Below are 20,864 nucleotides of genomic sequence, written 5' to 3' on the forward strand. Positions count from 1 at the left end.
ATGAGTAATAACAAAGAGCGTCGTTCATCAAACTATTCTCCCTCGTTTCCATTATCAACCGCTCAGCAAGGCATCTGGTTAGCACAGGAAGTGAATCAGAATGCCCAAGCTAATGTATTCAAGGTTTCCAAATATACCGATATTGGTGGTCAGGTAGATGCCGATATGTTGAAGATGGCTATTGCTCAGGCAATTGAAGAGACCGAATCGTTCCGATCAGTCATTGATGCCTCTGGCTCCACACCGGTACAGAGGGTGTTGGAAGCACCACGCTGGGCGTTTCCAACACTGGATTTCAGTACCGAACAGTACCCTGAGCAATGTGCCATCCAATGGATGCGGGAAAACCTGAACCAGCCTTTTGATATTGAGCAGGGGCCACTTTTTTCATTTTCCCTGCTGCGCATCGCGCCTGACCGGTTTTTCTTTTACCAGTGCGCTCACCATGTGGTGATCGATGGTTACAGTGGAACCCTGATGACACGCCGCATTGCCGATATCTACTCGGCACTAATGCAGGGACAGCCGGTGTCAGAGCACTCCTTTGGCAGCATTCAGGACCTGATGACGCTGGAGCAGGATTACCACACATCCAGCCATGTTGAGCGTGACCGTCAATACTGGCTGACGTTGATGCAAGACGCACCGGCCCCCGTCAGTCTCGCCAACCAGCAGGCACGTTGCGCTGACATTGTCAGACGAGCGCGGGCTATGAGCCGTCAGGAAAGCCAGCGCGTTCGTGACCTCGCCCGCCAGCACGATGCCAGCCTTGCGCAGTTATTGACCGCCCTGACCGCCATTTATCTGTACCGGATGACCGGCCAGAACGACCTGGTCATGGGGCTGCCGGTCACGGCGAGGATGACCCGTCAGCACCGAAGCCTGGCGGGCATGTCGTCCAACATCGTCCCGATGCGCTTAACCCTGTCAGCCGACCTGACCCTGAGCGAGTGCCTGCAACAGGTGAAAGGCCGCTTAAGCAGTGCGCTGCGCCACCAACGCTACCGGGGCGAGCAGTTAAGAACCGACCTCGGCCTGGCGACAGAGAACCGGACATTTTATGCCACCGCGTTCAACTTCCTGCCGCTGTCAGGCGAGGTGACGTTCGATGGCCTGAGTACCGCCGAGCATAATCTGGCCTTCGGCCCGGTGGACGACCTTTCCGTCACCGTCTCCGACCTCGGTGATCATGGTCTTGAATTTTACATGGACGCCAACGCGGCCTTGTACAGCACCGCAGATCTGGACAGTCATCTCCAGCGTCTGCTCTGTTTTATCGCTGAAGCCGACCAGCATCAGGAGCAGCCTGTCGGCGAGCGGGAGCTGTTTGTCCCCGGCGAGCGAGCCCGCATTCTGGAGCAGTGGAATGCCGCTCAGCTCGCCGGTCCTGTCAGCGACTATATCCACCTGCCGTTTGAAGCGCAGGCACGTCAACAGCCAGACGCGACAGCGTTGTCACTTAACGGTAAGACGCTCAGCTACGGTGAGCTGAACCACCGAGCCAACCAGCTGGCCTGGTGGCTACGCCAACAGGGTGTGGGGCCGGACAATCGGGTCGGTGTCGCGCTGGATCGCAGTCATGAGCTGGTTATCGCCCTGCTGGCAACCTTGAAAGCCGGGGGCGCTTACGTGCCGCTGGACCCGGATTATCCGGAGGATCGGCTGTCCTACATGATCGATGACAGCCAGCCTGCGATGCTGATCACCAGTCAGTCTGTCCGCGCCCGGGTCAGCCTCCTGTCTGCACAGTCCAGTGCGATCCAGCTGATTGAACTGGATGGCGAAACCACACCGTGGCGGCAATGCCCGACAGACAACATCAACCCAGGCGACATCGGACTGAAACCTCATCATCTGGCGTATGTTATCTACACCTCCGGCTCGACCGGTCAGCCCAAAGGGGTAATGAATGAGCACCGGGGCGTGGTCAACCGTCTGGCCTGGATGATTGAAGACTACGCCTTCGACGCACAAGACATCATTCTGCAAAAAACCCCCTTCAGTTTTGATGTCTCGGTGTGGGAGTTTTTCTGTCCGCTATGGGTCGGTGCAACCCTGCTGCTGGCTAAACCGGAAGGTCATAAAGACCCGTATTATCTGAGTACACTGATTGAACGGGCACGGGTGACCATCGCTCACTTTGTCCCGCCGATGTTGAGCCACTTTCTCAGCGTGCTGAACCCCGGCCAGTGCCCCAGTCTGCGAGTGATATTCTGTAGCGGGGAAGCCCTGCCTGCCGCCACCATCAGGCAAACGGGTAGATATTTGCCCCACACTGAACTGCACAACCTCTATGGGCCGACGGAAGCCGCCGTGGACGTCACCGGCTGGGCCTGCGCCTATGACACCGACAGCGTGCTGGTCTCCATCGGTCGGCCCAAAGCCAATGTCCGCATGTATATTCTCGACCCGCAGGGGCGCCCGGTTCCTGTCGGCGTGGTGGGTGAACTCCATATTGGCGGGGTTCAGGTGGCGCGCGGCTACCTGAACCGGCCAAAACTGAGTGCCGAACGTTTCATTCCCGACCCGTTTTCATCTACACCCGGCGCACGCCTGTATAAGACAGGTGATCTGGGGCGCTGGCACGCCGATGGCACCATTGACTATCTTGGCCGTAACGACTTTCAGGTCAAGATCCGCGGTTTTCGCATCGAACTGGGTGAAATTGAGTCCTGCGCACGCCACTGTGCCGGTGTTACTGACGTCATCGTCATGGCCCGAGCGGATCAACACCATCAGCCGCGGCTGATTGCCTGGTTTAGCGGTCATACCGGGGTAACCGAGCTGCATGCACATCTTGCCGCTCAGTTACCAGTTCACATGTTGCCGGGCGCGTATATTCACCTCGAGACTCTGCCGTTGACGCCAAATGGTAAGGTCGATCGCAAGGCCCTGCCGGAGCCCACAGAACACGATGTGGTGCGCACCGAATACGAAGTTCCACAGGGTGAGCGCGAACAGCTTTTGGCTGCTCTCTGGCAGGATCTGCTTGGCATCGACCACGTCGGTCGTCAGGATCATTTCTTCGCACTGGGCGGCCATTCCCTGCTGGCGATTACCTTGCTCGAACATTTGCGCCGGGCCGGTTATACGCTCTCTGTCAGTCAGTTGTTCAAACAGCCAACACTGGCCGCTCTCGCCACCATACTGACCGAGACCACCACGACCGACGCCGTACCGGCCAATCAGATCCCCCCGCATGCTGAACAGATCACCCCGGCCATGCTGCCGCTGGTGGCCTTGACGCAGGCGCAGATCGATGCGGTGGTAGCGACCGTGCCGGGCGGTGACCGTAATGTGCAGGATATCTACCCACTGGCACCGTTACAGACCGGTATTCTGTTCCACCATCTGCTGCAACCGGTAGGGGATGCCTATATCACCCGTTCCATCCTGAGCTTTAAGGAACAGGACGGTCTGGATAACTTTGTCTCGGCATTACAGGCAGTGATCCAGCGCCACGACATTCTGCGCACAGCGGTCGTCTGGGAAGGGCTCGACGAGGCCGTGCAGGTGGTCTGGCGCGAGACGCTGATGCCAGTGGAAACGCTGGTTATCCAGTCCGACGATGTCATCGCGGCGTTGCACCAAAAATTCGATCCGACGCGTCTATCCATGAACCTTGCTCAGGCACCGATGATCCAGGGGTATCAGGTCGCCGACCCGGCCAATAACCGCTGGCTGCTGTGCCTGTTGCACCACCATTTGTGCATGGACCACACCACGCTGGAGCTGCTGCTGGAAGAAGTGCAGGCGCACCTTGAAGGCAAGGCCGACCAGTTACCCACCCCGCTGCCGTTCCGGCAGTTTGTCGCTCTCGCCCGTCAGCAGACGGATGCGCAGGTACAGCAGGACTATTTCCGGGCACAACTCGGGGATATTGACGTGCCCTGTGCGCCGTTCGGGCTGTTCGATATTCAGGGTAACGGTCAGGATGTCGGGCGCATTGAAGAATGTCATTTACCGCTTGAAAGCGAACTGGCACAACGGCTGCGGATGCAGTCACAACACCGTGGCGTCACCGTAGCCAGCCTGTTCCATCTCGCCTGGGGTCGCGTGGTGCAGGCCACCACCGGGCAGGATAACGTCGTGTTCGGCACTGTGCTGTTCGGTCGTATGGCCGGTGGTGAAGGCGCTGATCGGGTGCTGGGCATGTTCCTGAATACCCTGCCGTTGCGCCTGTCGCTGGGACAGGTCAGTGTCGAACAGGCGCTGCGTCAGACGCACGACAGCCTGGCCGACCTGCTGAACGTCGAGCACGCCTCTCTGGCTGAAATTCAACAATACAGTGGCGTTGATGCCCAAAGCCCGCTGTTCACCAGCCTGCTCAACTACCGTTACGACGGCGGCAGTCAGCAACTGGACACGACGGAGCGGTCCGGCATCACGGGGATGCACATCCTGTTCAGTCAGGAGCGTACCCACTACCCGGTTAATATCTCGGTCAATGACCACCGCGGTGTGGGCTTCAGTCTGGATGTTCAGGTCGACCAACGCATTGGCGCAGAACGCACCGGTCAGATGATGCTGGCAGCGTTGGCAGAGCTGGCCGACGCGCTGGAGCAAACACCGGAACGGCGTGTACCGGCGCTGAATATCCTGCCGGATGCAGAACGCCAGCAGGTGCTGTACGGCTTTAATGACACCACGGCAGACTTCCCGGCGGATCAGTGCATCCATGAACGGTTTGAGCAGCAGGCCGTGCGCTCGCCGGATGCCATCGCCGTGGTCTTCGAAGGGCAGTCGCTGAGCTATCGCGAGCTAAATGAACAAGCCAACCAGCTGGCACACTGGCTGATTGAATTGGGTGTCAGACCGGATAATCGTGTGGCGATTGCACTGGAGCGCCGCCCTGAGCTTATCGTAGCTCTGCTGGCGACCCTGAAAGCCGGTGGGGCCTATGTGCCGATTGACCCGGGTTATACCTCACAACGATTAAGCGACATGCTGGCCGACAGTGCACCAGTGGCGCTGATTACCACCCGCACGGTACGCACTGCACTCATCACGCAGACCTCCGCTGACCTGACGGTTGTCGAACTGGACAATGACGCCCGGCCGTGGGCAACCTGCCCGACTGACAATATCGCACCGGCGACCCTCGGCCTGACACCGCGTCATCTGGCCTACATCATCTACACCTCCGGCTCCACCGGGCGACCCAAGGGTGTCATGATCGAACATCGCAGCCTGATGAACTACCTGTTCTGGAGCCTGCAAACCTACCCGGACACCGCCGGTGATCGCGTCCCGATGAACTCATCCATCGGTTTTGATGCCACCATTACCAGTGTATTTGTACCGATTCTGGTCGGTAAGACGCTGTATATCGTTGATAGTCAGGATGAAATCGCGTCGCTGTACCATGCGCTGGTGTCCGGCGAGCCGTTCAGCTTTATCAAGCTGACACCCTCCTATCTGGATGCATTAAGCCGTCTGCTGATCAGTGATCCAAACGGTGTCGACATCGCCACGCTGCCCGGTTTGCAGCAATTCATTCTCGGCGGGGAAGCCGTGCTGGAGCGCCATGTGAGTTTCTGGCGGCAGCATCGGCCCGATGTGCGCATCGTGAACGAATACGGCCCGACTGAGACTGTGGTCGGCTGTTGTATGCATACACTGGGCGATTTGTGCAGCACCGGTGCGGTGCCGATCGGCCGTCCGATCGCCAATACCCGGATGTATATTCTGGATGAACACCGTCAGCCGGTGCCAGTTGGGGTGGTGGGTGAAATCTATATCGGCGGGATGGGGGTGGCACGCGGCTACCTGAACCGCCCCGACCTGACAGCAGAGCGTTTTCTGGATGACCCGTTTGCTCACGAGCCGGGTGCACGGATGTACCGCGCTGGTGACCTCGCGCGCTGGAATGCTGACGGCACCCTTGACTACCTCGGCCGTAACGATTTTCAGGTCAAAATTCGCGGCTTTCGTATTGAGCCCGGCGAAGTTGAATCGGCGTTGCAGTCATGCGACGGGGTCAGTGACGCGGTGGTCGTCGCCCAACACACCGATACCGGCGATCACCGTCTGGTGGCCTATTACACGCTCTCGGATACATCCGTTTCAGAGGCATCCGTTTCCATTGAGGCACTGAAACAGCAGCTCGCGCGCCGTCTGCCTGATTTTATGGTGCCATCGGCCTATGTGCCGCTGGCTCAGATACCGCTGACCCGGCATGGCAAGGTGGACCGCAAGGCGCTGCCCGCGCCGGATGACAGCGCCTTTGTCCGTACTCACTACGAGGCACCGCAAACCGCAACCGAACAGGCGATTGCTACGATATGGCAAGAACTGCTGGGGATTGAACGCGTCGGTCGTCAGGATCACTTCTTCGAGCTCGGCGGCCACTCCCTGCTGGCGATTAAACTGATCGAACGCCTGCGCCGGGCGGGGTATACCCTCTCCGTCAGCGAGCTGTTCAGACAACCGACGCTGGCCGCACTGGCCACCACACTGACAGCCAGCACCACGGCCGACAGCGTACCGGCCAATCTGATCCCCCTGCATTGTGAACAGATCACCCCGGCCATGCTGCCGCTGGTTGCATTAACGCAGGCGCAGATCGATGCCGTGGTGGCGACCGTACCGGGCGGTGCCCGTAATGTGCAGGATATCTACCCGCTGGCACCACTCCAGACCGGCATTCTGTTCCACCATCTGCTGCAACCGGTGGGGGATGCCTATATCACCCGCTCCATCCTCAGCTTTGAGGAAAAGGACGGGCTGGATCATTTCATTGCCGCCTTGCAGGCCGTCATTCAGCGTCACGACATTCTGCGCACAGCGGTCGTCTGGGAAGGGCTGGACGAGGCCGTGCAGGTGGTCTGGCGCGAGGCACTGATGCCGGTGGAAACGCGGGTTATCCAATCCGACGATGTCGCCGACGCCCTGCAACAGCGTTTTACCCCGTCGCAGTTGCAGATGAACGTCGCGCAGGCACCGATGATCCAGAGTTATCAGGTCGCCGACCCGGTGAATAACCGCTGGCTGCTGTGCCTGCTGCACCACCATCTGTGCATGGACCACACCACGCTGGAGCTGTTGCTCGAAGAAGTGCAGGCACACCTTGAAGGCAAGGCCGACCAGTTACCGGCCCCGCTGCCATTCCGGCAGTTTGTCGCACTCGCCCGTCAGCAGACGGCTATACCTGCACAACAATCGGCACAGCAGGAGTATTTCCGCACACAGCTCGGGGATATTGACGAACCCTGCGCCCCGTTCGGGCTGCGGGATAGCCAGGGCGACGGTCAGCACATTGACGAACATCACCTGCCATTATCAGACAGATTAGGACAACGGCTGCGCACACTGTCACAACGGCACGGTGTCAGCGTAGCCAGCCTGTTCCATCTCGCCTGGGGACGCGTGGTGCAGGCCACCACCGGGCAGGACAATGTCGTATTCGGCACCGTGCTGTTTGGTCGTATGGCCGGTGGCGAAGGCGCGGACCGGGTGCTGGGCATGTTCCTGAACACCCTGCCGTTGCGCCTGTCGCTGGGACAGGTCAGTGTCGAACAGGCGCTGCGCCAGACGCACGACAACCTGGCAGGACTGCTGCGTTTTGAACACGCCTCGCTCGCTGAGGTCCAGCAATGCAGTGGAGTGGATGCCCAAAGTCCGCTGTTCACCAGCCTGCTCAATTACCGCTACGACGGCGGCAGTCAGCAACTGGATGCCACGCAGCGGTCTGGCATCAACGGTATGCACATTCTGTTCAGTCAGGAACGCTCCAATTACCCGGTCGATCTTTCGGTCAATGACCACGGCGGCAAACACTTTAGCCTTGATGTTCAGGTCGACCCGCGCATCGGTGCCGAACGGGTTAGTCAGATGCTACTGACGACGTTGAACGCGCTGATCGACTCGCTGGAACAGACCCCGACGCAGACAGTCAACACACTGCCGGTGCTGCCGGAGACGGAACGCCAGCAGGTGCTGTACGATTTCAATGCAACCCATACCGCATTCCCGTCAGGTCTGTGTGTTCATGAATTGTTTGAGCAGCAGGTCGAACAGCAACCGGATACCACGGCGGTGGTTTTCAACGAGCAGTCATTGAGTTACGGCGAACTGAACCGTCGAGCGAATCAACTGGCGCATCGGTTGGTTGAACGGGGTGTCCGGCCGGATAATCGCGTAGCGATTGCCCTGGAGCGCAGCCCTGAACTGATCGTAGCCCTGCTGGCAACATTAAAAGCGGGCGGAGCCTATGTGCCACTGGATATCACCTACCCGCCAGAGCGTTTAGGCTACATGCTGGACGACAGCGAACCGACGGCGCTGATCACGACATCCGCCTTGCGCGCACAGCTGACCTGCCTGTCTGCCGACACGGCGACACCACATGCCGTGATTGAACTGGAGCAGGAGTCGCCGCGTCAGACTGTCCATCCGACCGATAATATCCCCCCGGCGCGACTGGGTCTGACACCGGCGCATCTGGCCTATGTGATTTATACCTCCGGCTCTACCGGAAAACCGAAAGGTGTGATGATCGAACATCGTCATGTCGCGCATCTGGCGATGTCTCAGGCGCAGTACTGCGCGCTGACCCGGCACGACCGCGTGGTTCAGTTTGCCAATATCGGCTTTGACTATTCCGTGGCCGATATTTTCGGTTCGCTATGCTGCGGTGCCACGCTGGTGCTGCGCACCGATGACTGGATAAGCAGCGTGGAGGCCTTCTGGCAATACTGCCGCGCGTACCGCATTACCTACGCGGATATCCCCACCCAGTTCTGGAAACAACTGTGTCACGCCGGATTGGCGCTACCTGAAACACTGCGAATTGTCTGCACCGGTGGTGAAGCCGCACCGGAAGCGGCGGTACAGAGCTGGTTTGAGAATTACCCTGAGGGCCCGGCGCTGCTCAACTTCTACGGCCCGACTGAAGCAACGGTGAATACGACCGCCCTGCGCTTTCAACCGCAGGATACGGCGGCGATTTCCATCGGTCGGCCGCTGGCCAATATGGCAATCTACATTCTTGACGCAGCCGGACAACCGGTACCGGTCGGTGTGGAAGGGGAACTCTATATCGGCGGCGTGCAAGTGGCGCGAGGCTACCTGAACAAGCCGGAATTGAGTGCCGAACGCTTCCTGGACGACCCGTTCGCAACCGAGCCGAACGCACGCATGTACCGCACCGGCGATCTGGGCTGCTGGTATGCCGATGGTCGCATCGATTATCTGGGTCGTAACGATGATCAGGTCAAGATCCGCGGTTTCCGGGTCGAACTCGGTGAAATAGAAACCTGCCTGCGGGCGGACGCTGGTGTAAGCGACACCGTGGTCATGATCCGCCGCAGCGCTCAAGGTGAACAGCGTCTGATCGCCTGGTATGTCGGTAACGCTACTGCTGAAACACTGCGTGCGCATGTAACGGCGCACCTGCCTGCTTATATGGTGCCGTCGGCCTATGTGCAGCTCAGCGCACTGCCGCTCACACCCAACGGCAAGGTCGATCGCAAAGCCTTACCCGCCCCGGATGACAACGCCTTTGCCCGCACCGACTTCGAGGCACCGCAAACCGCAACCGAACAGGCGATTGCCACGATATGGCAAGAGCTGCTGGGGATTGAACGTATCGGGCGTCAGGATCATTTCTTCGAGCTCGGTGGTCATTCCCTGCTGGCGATTAAACTGATTGAACGCCTGCGCCGGGCGGGGTATACACTTTCCGTCAGTGAACTGTTCAGACAGCCGACACTGGCCGCACTGGCGACTACGTTGACCGCCACCACCACGACCGACGCCGTACCCGCCAATCAGATCCCCCTGCATTGTGAACAGATCACCCCGGCCATGCTGCCGCTGGTTGCATTAACGCAGGCGCAGATCGATGCTGTGGTGGCAACCGTGCCGGGGGGCGTGCGCAATGTGCAGGACATCTACCCGCTGGCACCACTCCAGACCGGTATTCTGTTTCACCATCTGCTGACCCCTGTCGGCGATGCCTATATTTCTCCGCTGATGTTGAGTTTCAGCGATGAAAACCGACTGACCGAATTCCTCAACGCCTTGCAGGCGGTGATCCAGCGCCACGACATTCTGCGCACGGCGATTGTCTGGGAAGGGCTGGATGAAGCCGTTCAGGTGGTCTGGCGCGAGGCTGTGATGCCGGTGGAAACCCTGGTGCTCACCTCCGACGATGTCATCGGCGCGCTACACCAAAAATTCGATCCAACCCGGTTATCCATGAACATTGCTCAGGCACCGATGATTCAAGCCTGGCAGGCTGCCGACCCGACGAATAACCGCTGGCTGCTGTGCCTGCTGCATCACCATCTGTGCATGGACCACACCACGCTGGAGCTGCTGCTCGAAGAGGTGCAGGCGCACCTGCAGGGCCGTGCCGACCAACTGCCTGCCCCGCTGCCGTTCCGGCAGTTTGTCGCTCTCGCCCGTCAGCAGACCGATGCGCAGGCACAGCAGGACTATTTCCGGGCACAACTCGGGGATATTGACGCGCCCTGCGCCCCGTTCGGGCTGCTCGATGTTCAGGGCAGCGGCCAACACATCGACGAACACCATCTGCCGCTGTCAGACACCCTGGGGCAACGGCTGCGGGCACTGTCACAACAGCGCGGTATCAGCGTCACCAGCCTGTTCCATCTCGCCTGGGGTCGCGTGGTGCAGGCCACTACCGGGCAGGACAACGTCGTGTTCGGCACCGTGCTGTTTGGTCGTATGGCCGGTGGTGAAGGCGCTGACCGGGTACTGGGCATGTTCCTGAACACCCTGCCGTTGCGCCTGTCGCTGGGGCAGGTCAGTGTTGAACAGGCACTGCGCCAGACGCACGACAGTCTGGCCGGGCTGCTGGCTCATGAGCACGCCTCGCTGGCCGACGTCCAGCAATACAGCGGCGTTGACGCTCAGAGCCCGCTGTTCACCAGCCTGCTCAACTACCGCTATAACGGCGGCAGCGAGCAGACGGCGGTACAAACAGAACTGGATGGCATCGAGGTGTTGTTCAGTCAGGAGCGCACCAACTACCCGGTCAACGTATCGGTGAACGATCAGGGTGCGGCGGGCTTCAGTCTGGATATTCAGGTCGCCATGGGTATTGGTGCAGCGCGTGTCGGCGAAATGATGCTGCTCACCCTGACGGCACTGGCTGACGCGCTGGCGCATACACCGGCACAACCGGTGCATGCCCTGACGGTGCTGCCGGACGCCGAACGCCAGCAGGTGCTGCATGACTTTAATGACACCGCAGCAGACTTCCCGGCGGATCTCTGCATTCATCAGTTATTTGAACAGCAGGCAGCCCGACAGCCAGATGCCGTTGCCGTAGTCTTTGACGGCGAATCGCTGAGCTATGGCGAACTGAATGAACAAGCCAACCAACTGGCACACTGGCTGATTGAACAGGGTGTCAGGCCGGATCAGCGGGTGGCGATTGCCCTGGAGCGCAGTGTCGACCTGGTGGTGGCGCTGCTGGCCACCCTGAAAGCCGGTGGGGCTTACGTCCCGCTCGATCCGGGCTACCCGACAGCGCGTCTGCAGTACATGCTGGCCGACAGTGCACCGGTAGCGTTGCTCACCACCGCCGCGCTGCGCTCAACACTCTCCACTGACTGCCCGGTGATTGAACTGGATAACCCGACACCACCGTGGGCCTCGTGCTCTGCTGATAATATCGCCCCGGTGACGCTCGGCCTGACGTCGCATCATCTCGCTTATGTCATCTATACCTCCGGCTCCACCGGGCAACCCAAGGGCGTGCTGGTCGGGCACGACAGCGTGGTCAACCTCTGGGCCGGACTGGAGCAGGCGGTGTACGGGTCAGCCGACCTGCAACGCGTCAGCCTCAATGCCTCACCGTCCTTTGATGCCTCCGTGCAGCAACTGGTGCAGTTGGCCTCGGGCCGCTCGCTGGTGATGGTGCCCGAGGCGATACGCCAGAACGGTGAACAGCTGCGCGAGTGGATGACGCAGCAGGCGCTGGCGGTCTTTGACTGCACACCGTCACAGCTGGCGCTGCTGATGGCCGCCGGGCCGTTACCACCGTCACTGCGTACGGTCCTGCTCGGCGGCGAAGCCATCGGTACCGCGCAGTGGCAGGTGCTGGCCTCGCTGGACGGCATCACATTCCATAACGTCTACGGCCCGACCGAATGTACCGTGGACAGTACCCATACGCGTATTACCGGGCAAATGGCCCGGCCGCATATCGGCCGCCCTATGGTCAACCGCCGGGTTTACCTGCTGGACGCTGACCGCCAGCCGGTGCCGGTCGGGGTGACCGGTGAAATCTATATCGGGGGTGTCGGTGTAGCACGTGGTTACCTGAACCGCCCCGAGCTCACCGCCGAACGCTTCCTGACAGATCCGTTCTCAACCGAGCCGAATGCGCGGATGTATCGCACCGGTGATATGGGTCGCTGGCTGGCCGACGGCAGCATTGAGTATCTGGGTCGTAATGATTTTCAGGTCAAAATCCGCGGTTTTCGTATTGAACCCGGTGAGGTTGAATCGGTGTTGCAGGACTGCGCCGGTGTGCGCGAAGCGGTGGTGGTAGCACAGCGCACCGCAACGGGTGATCAGCGACTGGTGGCCTATTACACCAGCAATGACAGTGAAGTCACGACGGACGAACTGAAATCGCAGCTGACACAGCGCCTGCCTGCGCATATGGTGCCGTCGGCGTATGTGCGGCTGATACAGATCCCGCTGACACCCAACGGCAAGGTGGACCGCAAGGCGCTGCCTGCCCCGGATGACAGTGCCTTTGTCCGCCACAGCTACGAAGCCCCGCGGGGCGAGACCGAGCAGGCGATTGCCACGATATGGCAGGACCTGCTGGGGATTGAACGCGTCGGTCGGCAGGATCACTTCTTCGAACTCGGCGGCCATTCCCTGCTGGCGGTGCGGCTGGTCTCCCATATCCGCTCCACACTCCACCGTGAACTGCCGCTGACGCAGCTGTTTGCCCACCCGACGCTGCAGGCACTGGCCGCGGTACTGCAGGAGGCGGCCCCACAGACCCTGTCGGCTATCACACCGCTGCCCGATGACGTCACCCCGCCGCTGTCACTGGCCCAGCAGCGCCTCTGGCTCCTGACCCAGCTCGACCCAGCGGCCAGCGCCGCCTATGTGATCCAGGGCGCGGTGCAGTTGCAGGGGGCGCTTAACGTCTCCGCACTGACCCGGGCGCTGGACCGCATCATGGCCCGTCATGCCCCCCTGCGCACCCGCGTTGAGCCGGTAGAGGGCGATGCGGTTCAGGTCATCGCGCCCGCCGGTCGGCGCCCGTTCCCGTTAGAACAAATAGCCGTGGCACCCGGCGACGACCTGCCGCCATTCACCCCGGTGTTTGACCTGCGCACCGGCCCGCTGGTGCAGGGGCAACTGCTTTGTGTGGATGCACAGACCCACCTGTTGCAGATTGCCCTGCACCACCTCATTGCCGATGGCTGGTCGGTCAGCCTGTTTATCAGCGAGCTCAGTACGCTGTATGCCGCGTTTAACGCCGGTCAGCCCGACCCGCTGCCGCCCCTGCGCATCCGTTATGGCGACTATGCCGACTGGCAGCGCCAGCACCTGCAGGGCGAGGTCCTGCAGCGTCAGCAACAGTACTGGGTCAGCCACCTTCGCGGCGCGCCGGACTGCCTGACCCTGCCCGCCGACCACCCGCGCCCGCCGACACAGCGTTACGACGGTGCCACCCTGACCTTCACACTGGAGCGCGACCTGACCAACGCCCTGCACGCGCTGGGCCGTCGTCACAACAGCACGCTGTTTATGACCCTGCTGGCAGGCTGGGCCGCCCTGCTGGGCCGCCTCGCCGGGCAGGACGATATCGTTATCGGCACCCCGGTTGCCGGGCGTACCCGCACCGAGCTGGAAGGACTGATTGGCATGTTCGTCAATACCCAGCCGCTGCGCATCGATTTGTCCGGACAGGTCGACACCGCCACCCTGCTGGCCCGGGTCAGGGAGACCGTGATTGCCGCGCAGGCCCATCAGGACCTGCCGTTCGAGCAGATTGTCGAAGCCGTCGCCCCCGTCCGCAGTCTGGCGCACAGCCCGCTCTTCCAGGTGACATTCGGTGTCCAGAACACCCCGTCCGCCACGCTGGCGCTGGACGGACTGACGCTGACGCCGCTGACACCGGACAGCGACACCGCCCAGTTTGACCTGAGTCTGGACATCACGGAAAGCGACACCGGCCTGAGCGGCCAGTTGAACTACGCCACGGCGCTGTTTGAAGCACACACCATCCGGCGTTTCCTGACCTACTGGCAGACGCTGCTGCGCGGTATGGTGGCCGACAGCCAGCAGCCGGTGGCGCAGATTGCGCTGCTGGCCGACGCCGAACGCCAGCAGGTGCTACACAGCTTTAATGACACCGCAGCAGACTTCCCGGCGGATCTCTGCATTCATCAGTTATTTGAACAGCAGGCCGCCCGGCAGCCAGATGCCGTTGCCGTGGTCTTCGACAACGAATCGCTGAGCTATGGCGAGTTGAACCGCTGTTCGAATCAGCTGGCGCACTGGCTGACAGAGGCTGGCGTCAGACCGGATGAGCGGGTGGCGATTGCCCTGGAGCGCAGCGTCGATCTGGTGGTGGCGCTGCTGGCCACCCTGAAAGCCGGTGGGGCTTATGTCCCGCTCGATCCGGGCTACCCGACAGCGCGTCTGCAGTACATGCTGGCCGACAGTGAGCCCGTCGTGTTGATAACGACGGCTGCGCTAAACAACCGGATGGCTGCCGACTGCCCGGTGATTGAACTGGATAACCCGACGCCACCGTGGGCCTCGTGCTCTGCTGATAATATCCCCCCGGCAACACGCGGCCTGATGTCGCATCATCTGGCTTATGTCATCTATACCTCCGGCTCTACCGGGCAACCCAAGGGCGTGATGAACGAGCATCGGGGCGTTAACAACCGGCTGCACTGGATGATTAACGATTACAACCTGACGTCTGACGATGTGGTGTTGCAAAAAACGCCGTACAGTTTTGATGTCTCGGTCTGGGAATTTTTCGCGCCGTTATGGGTGGGAGCGACACTGGTACTGGCACGGCCGGAGGGCCACAAGGATCCGTACTATCTGTGCACGCTGATCGAGCAGACCGGCGTCACCGTCATGCACTTCGTTCCACCGATGTTGCAAAGTTTTGTCGCCGTGCTGATGCCGGGGCAATGTGCCAACCTGCGTCTGATTTTCTGTAGCGGTGAAGCCCTGCCTGCAACCACCGTACAGCGAACCTATGAGCGTCTGCCACACATCGCATTGCACAACCTGTATGGCCCGACTGAAGCGGCAGTGGATGTCACCGGCTGGGCCTGCCCGGCCGACCTCAAGACCATGCGGATCGGTTATCCGAAAGCCAACAACCGGATATACATTCTGGACGCAGGCGGCCAACCGGTGCCAGTCGGTGTTGTCGGTGAGCTATATATAGGCGGTGTACAGGTGGCGCGCGGCTACCTGAACCGCCCCGATCTGACTGCCGAACGTTTTCTGGCGGATCCGTTCTCAACCGAGCCGACCGCACGCCTGTACCGCACCGGAGATTTAAGCCGCTGGCTGGCTGACGGGACCATTGAATATCTGGGCCGTAACGACTTTCAGGTCAAGATCCGCGGCTTGCGAGTCGAACCCGGTGAAATCGCTTCCGCACTGCTGGCGTGTACTGGTGTCGCTGACGCCGTGGTGACGATTCGTTCCAACCAGCAACTGGTGGCCTATTACACCGTCGCCGATGAGGTGCTCACCGTTGAGGGTTTGAAGCAGCAGTTGGCCCAGCGTCTGCCGGCACATATGATACCTGCGGCCTATGTAATGCTGGCTCAGATCCCGCTGACACCCAACGGCAAGGTGGATCGCAACGCCTTACCAGCCCCGGACGACAACGCCTTTGTCCGCTCCGACTATGAGGCACCGCAGGGCCAGACAGAGCAGATACTCGCTCAGGTCTGGCAAGACCTGCTGGGGATTGAGCGCGTCGGGCGGCAGGATCACTTCTTCGCGCTCGGCGGCCATTCGCTGCTGGTGGTGCGTCTGATTGCCGCACTGCAGAGTCAGGGCCTGAATGTCCCGGTGCGGGCGGTATTTGAACACACTAGTCTGGCGGAGCTTGCCACGACGATTGGACGTTTTGAACAGACAGCGGTGCCGGAAAACCGGATCACCACCGACAGTCAGCACATTACACCGGCCATGCTGCCGTTACTTGAACTGACTCAAGAGGACATTGATAGGATTGTGTCCAGCGTTCCCGGTGGCGTCCGCCAGATTCAGGATATCTACCCGCTGACTCCGTTACAGGAAGGCGTGTTGTATCACTACCTCCGAACAGAGTCGCATGATCCTTACCTGAACAGTTCACTGCTGGCATTTGCCACACGACAGCAACTGAAAGCGTTTATCACCTCGCTGAACCGCGTGATTGCCCGTCACGATATTCTGCGCACCGCCGTGCGCTGGGAAGGCTTGCCGCAACCGGTACAGGTGGTGTTACGTCGTGCCGAACTGACGGCAACGCCGGTGAACCTGAATCCGGCAGCGGGCGACGCCGCCGATCAGCTGTTCGGCATGAAACCGGGGCGTCTGGATCTGCGTCAGGCACCGCTGTTCAACCTGCTGATGGCAAGCGATGAGACCCATGACCGCTGGCTGCTATGCCTGCAACATCATCACCTGTGTCTGGATCACACCACGCTAGATATTCTGCTTAGCGAAATACACGCGGACGAGCGCGGTGAACTGGAGCAACTGCCAGCATCGATCCCTTTCCGTCATCACGTCGCACAGGTACTCGCCAGAGCCGCCACCACTGACGATAACGCGTTTTTCCACCAGCAACTGGCGGATGTGGAAGAACCCACCTTGCCCGGCGGCCTGACCGAACTGGTCGATATGGATGAAGCCATCCTGCCGCTGCCGGACACACTGGCCGGGCGCATTCGTCGGCAGGCGCAACATGAGGGCATCAGTGCCGCCAGTCTGTTCCATCTGGCCTGGGGCCACGTTATCGGTGCGCTGTCCGGTCGTGATGATGTGGTCTTCGGCACCGTGCTGCTGGGTCGCCTGCAAGACGGTAGCGAGCAGGCGCTGGGATTGTTTATTAACACCCTGCCGCTGCGACTGACGCTGGCCGATGTCACTGTCCGGGCCGCACTTGAGCAGACGCACCGCCGTCTGACCGACCTGCTGGCCCATGAACACGCCTCGCTGGCTCTGGCGCAGCAATGCAGTGGCGTTGCCGCCTCGCAACCCCTGTTCAGCGCGTTGCTGAACTATCGCCATGATGTCACGCAGGCAAACGACAGCGTTGCCGAAGACCCGTGGCACGGCATCACACTCCTGAAAGCGGAAGAACGCACCAATTACCCGCTTACGCTGTCCGTGGATGATGCGCTTAACGCCGGTTTCTCACTCAAGGTTCAGGCCGATCGCCGCCTGGGCGGTGAACGGATTGGACAAATGATGCAGCACGTGCTGACGCAACTGATCGATGCGCTGGAGCGGTCACCTGAACAGCCATTGTACCGGTTGTCCGTTCTGCCGGACGCTGAACGGCATCAGGTGCTAACGGGGTTCAATCGCACTCAAACGGCTTACCCGACCGGGATCTGTGTTCATGAACGTATCGAGCAGCAGGCGGCACAGCATCCGGAACGGATTGCGCTGGTCTTTGCAGACCAGTCGCTAAGCTATGGCGAACTGAACCGTCGCGCCAACCAACTGGCGCACCATCTGCGTGGGCTGGGTATCGGTGCCGATGATCGGGTGGCTATCTGTACTGAGCGCCACCCGGAGATGATCGTCTGTGTGCTGGCCACACTGAAAGCCGGGGCCGCTTGTGTGCCGCTGGACCCAGAATACCCCTCCGCACGTCTGGCATTTATGCTCAAAGACAGCGCCCCCGGCGTTATTCTGGTCGATCAGCTCGGACAGGCGGTGTTAGACAACCTGACCGGTACAGCAACAGTGCTGCATCTGACACGGGATGCCGAACGCTGGGCAACACACCACAGCGACAACCCGTCTCGCAACGAAATCGGCCTGACACCGGATAATCTGGCCTATGTCATCTACACCTCCGGTTCTACCGGGCAGCCCAAGGGGGTGGCGATGCCGCATGCGCCGCTGGTCAATCTGCTGCACTGGCAGGCCAGAGAGCAGGCAGCCATGACCACACTGCAATTTGCCTCCTTCGGTTTTGATGTCGCGTTTCAGGAAATCCTCAGCGCCCTGACCGGCGGCGGCAAACTGGTGATGATCGCCAGTGAAGATCGCTTACAAATGGACCGGCTGCTGGACGTTATCGATAAGCAATCCATCGAGCGCGTCTTTTTACCGGTCGCCGCGTTGCAGACACTGGCCGTGACCTGCGCACAAACTCAGCAGGGATTGCCGGTAAAAGAAATCATCACCGCTGGCGAACGGCTGCTGATAAGCAATGAAATCCGCGCCCTGTGCCAACGCTCCGGCCCAATCCGCCTGCACAACCAATACGGCCCGGCAGAAACCCACGTGGTGACGGAGTATCAATGTTCCGGCAACGCTGCTGACTGGCCGCGCCTGCCGCCGATTGGCTACCCGATAGACAATAGCCGCCTCTACATTCTGGATGCGCATCAGCAGCCGGTGCCGCAGGGTATTGCCGGTGAAATCTATATCGGGGGTGTCGGTGTGGCACGTGGTTACCTGAACCGCCCCGACCTCACCGCCGAACGCTTCCTGACAGATCCGTTCTCAACCGAGCCGAATGCGCGGATGTATCGCACCGGTGATATGGGTCGCTGGCTGGCCGACGGCAGCATTGAGTATCTGGGTCGTAATGATTTTCAGGTCAAAATCCGCGGTTTTCGTATTGAACCCGGTGAGGTTGAATCGGTGTTGCAGGACTGCGCCGGTGTGCGCGAAGCGGTGGTGGTAGCACAGCGCACCGCAACGGGTGATCACCGACTGGTGGCCTATTACACCCTGTCGAATGAAGCACTCACCGTTGAGGCACTGAAACAGGAACTGGCGCAGCGTCTGCCGGGCTATATGGTGCCATCAGCATACGTGCGGCTGATACAGATCCCGCTGACACCCAACGGCAAGGTGGACCGCAAGGCGCTGCCTGCCCCGGATGACAGTGCCTTTGTCCGCCACAGCTACGAAGCCCCGCAGGGCGAGACCGAGCAGGCGATTGCCACGATATGGCAGGACCTGCTGGGCATTGAACGCGTCGGTCGGCAGGATCACTTCTTCGAACTCGGCGGCCATTCCCTGCTGGCGGTGCGGCTGGTCTCCCATATCCGCTCCGCACTCCACCGTGAACTGCCGCTGACGCAGCTGTTTGCCCACCCGACGCTGCAGGCACTGGCCGCGGTACTGCAGGAGGCAGCCCCACAGACCCTGTCGGCTATCACACCGCTGCCCGATGACGTGACGCCACCCCTCTCTCTGGCCCAGCAGCGCCTCTGGCTCCTGACCCAACTCGACCCAGCGGCCAGCGCCGCCTATGTGATCCAGGGCGCGGTGCAGTTGCAGGGGGCGCTTAACGTCTCCGCACTGACCCGGGCGCTGGACCGCATCATGGCCCGTCATGCGCCCTTGCGCACCCGCGTTGAGCCGGTAGAGGGCGATGCGGTTCAGGTCATCGCGCCCGCCGGTCGGTGCCCGTTCCCGTTAGAACAAATAGCCGTGGCACCCGGCGACGACCTGCCGCCATTCACCCCGGTGTTTGACCTGCGCACCGGCCCGCTGGTGCAGGGGCAACTGCTTTGTGTGGATGCACAGACCCACCTGTTGCAGATTGCCCTGCACCACCTCATTGCCGATGGCTGGTCGGTCAGCCTGTTTATAAGCGAGCTCAGTACGCTGTACGCCGCCTTTAACGCCGGTCAGCCCGACCCGCTGCCGCCCCTGCGCATCCGTTATGGCGACTATGCCGACTGGCAGCGCCAGCACCTGCAGGGCGAGGTCCTGCAGCGTCAGCAACAGTACTGGGTCAGCCACCTTCGCGGCGCGCCGGACCGCCTGACCCTGCCCGCCGACCACCCGCGCCCGCCGACACAGCGTTACGACGGTGCCACCCTGACCTTCACACTGGAGCGCGACCTGACCAACGCCCTGCACGCGCTGGGCCGTCGTCACAACAGCACGCTGTTTATGACCCTGCTGGCAGGCTGGGCCGCCCTGCTGGGCCGCCTCGCCGGGCAGGACGATATCGTTATCGGCACCCCGGTTGCCGGGCGTACCCGCACCGAGCTGGAAGGACTGATTGGCATGTTCGTCAATACCCAGCCGCTGCGCATCGATTTGTCCGGACAGGTCGACACCGCCACCCTGCTGGCCCGGGTCAGGGAGACCGTGATTGCCGCACAGGTCCATCAGGACCTGCCGTTCGAGCAGATTGTCGAAGCCATCGCCCCCGTCCGCAGTCTGGCGCACAGCCCGCTCTTCCAGGTGACATTCGGTGTCCAGAACACCCCGTCCGCCACGCTGGCGCTGGACGGACTGACGCTGACGCCGCTGACACCGGACAGCGACACCGCCCAGTTTGACCTGAGTCTGGACATCACGGAAAGCGACACCGGCCTGAGCGGCCAGTTGAACTACGCCACGGCGCTGTTTGAAGCACACACCATCCGGCGTTTCCTGACCTACTGGCAGACGCTGCTGCGTGCCATGGTGGCCGACAGCGCCCGGCCGGTGGCGCAGATAGCGCTGCTGCCGGACGCCGAACGCCAGCAGGTGCTGTACGACTTCAATGAGACAGAAACCCGCTTCCCGGCAGATAGCTGCATCCACGAGTTGTTTGAACAGCAGGCCGCCCGGCAACCAGATGCCGTTGCCGTAGTCTTTGACGGCGAATCGCTGAGCTATGGCGAGTTGAACCGCTGTTCGAA

The 20,864-nt window shown here is 60.9% G+C and carries 1 protein-coding gene (only partly in view); it reads left to right on the forward strand.

The features are described from left to right. A protein-coding gene (locus DD586_RS15045) for a non-ribosomal peptide synthase/polyketide synthase (protein ID WP_012885688.1) crosses the window boundary here: on the forward strand, positions 1-20,864 show its 5' portion. 9,715 nt of this gene lie beyond the right edge of the window; the window shows 20,864 of its 30,579 coding nt (coding positions 1-20,864); it begins with the start codon at positions 1-3; its stop codon lies beyond the right edge, outside the window.

Source organism: Dickeya parazeae Ech586 (assembly GCF_000025065.1).
GTDB classification, from domain to species: Bacteria; Pseudomonadota; Gammaproteobacteria; order Enterobacterales; family Enterobacteriaceae; genus Dickeya; species Dickeya zeae.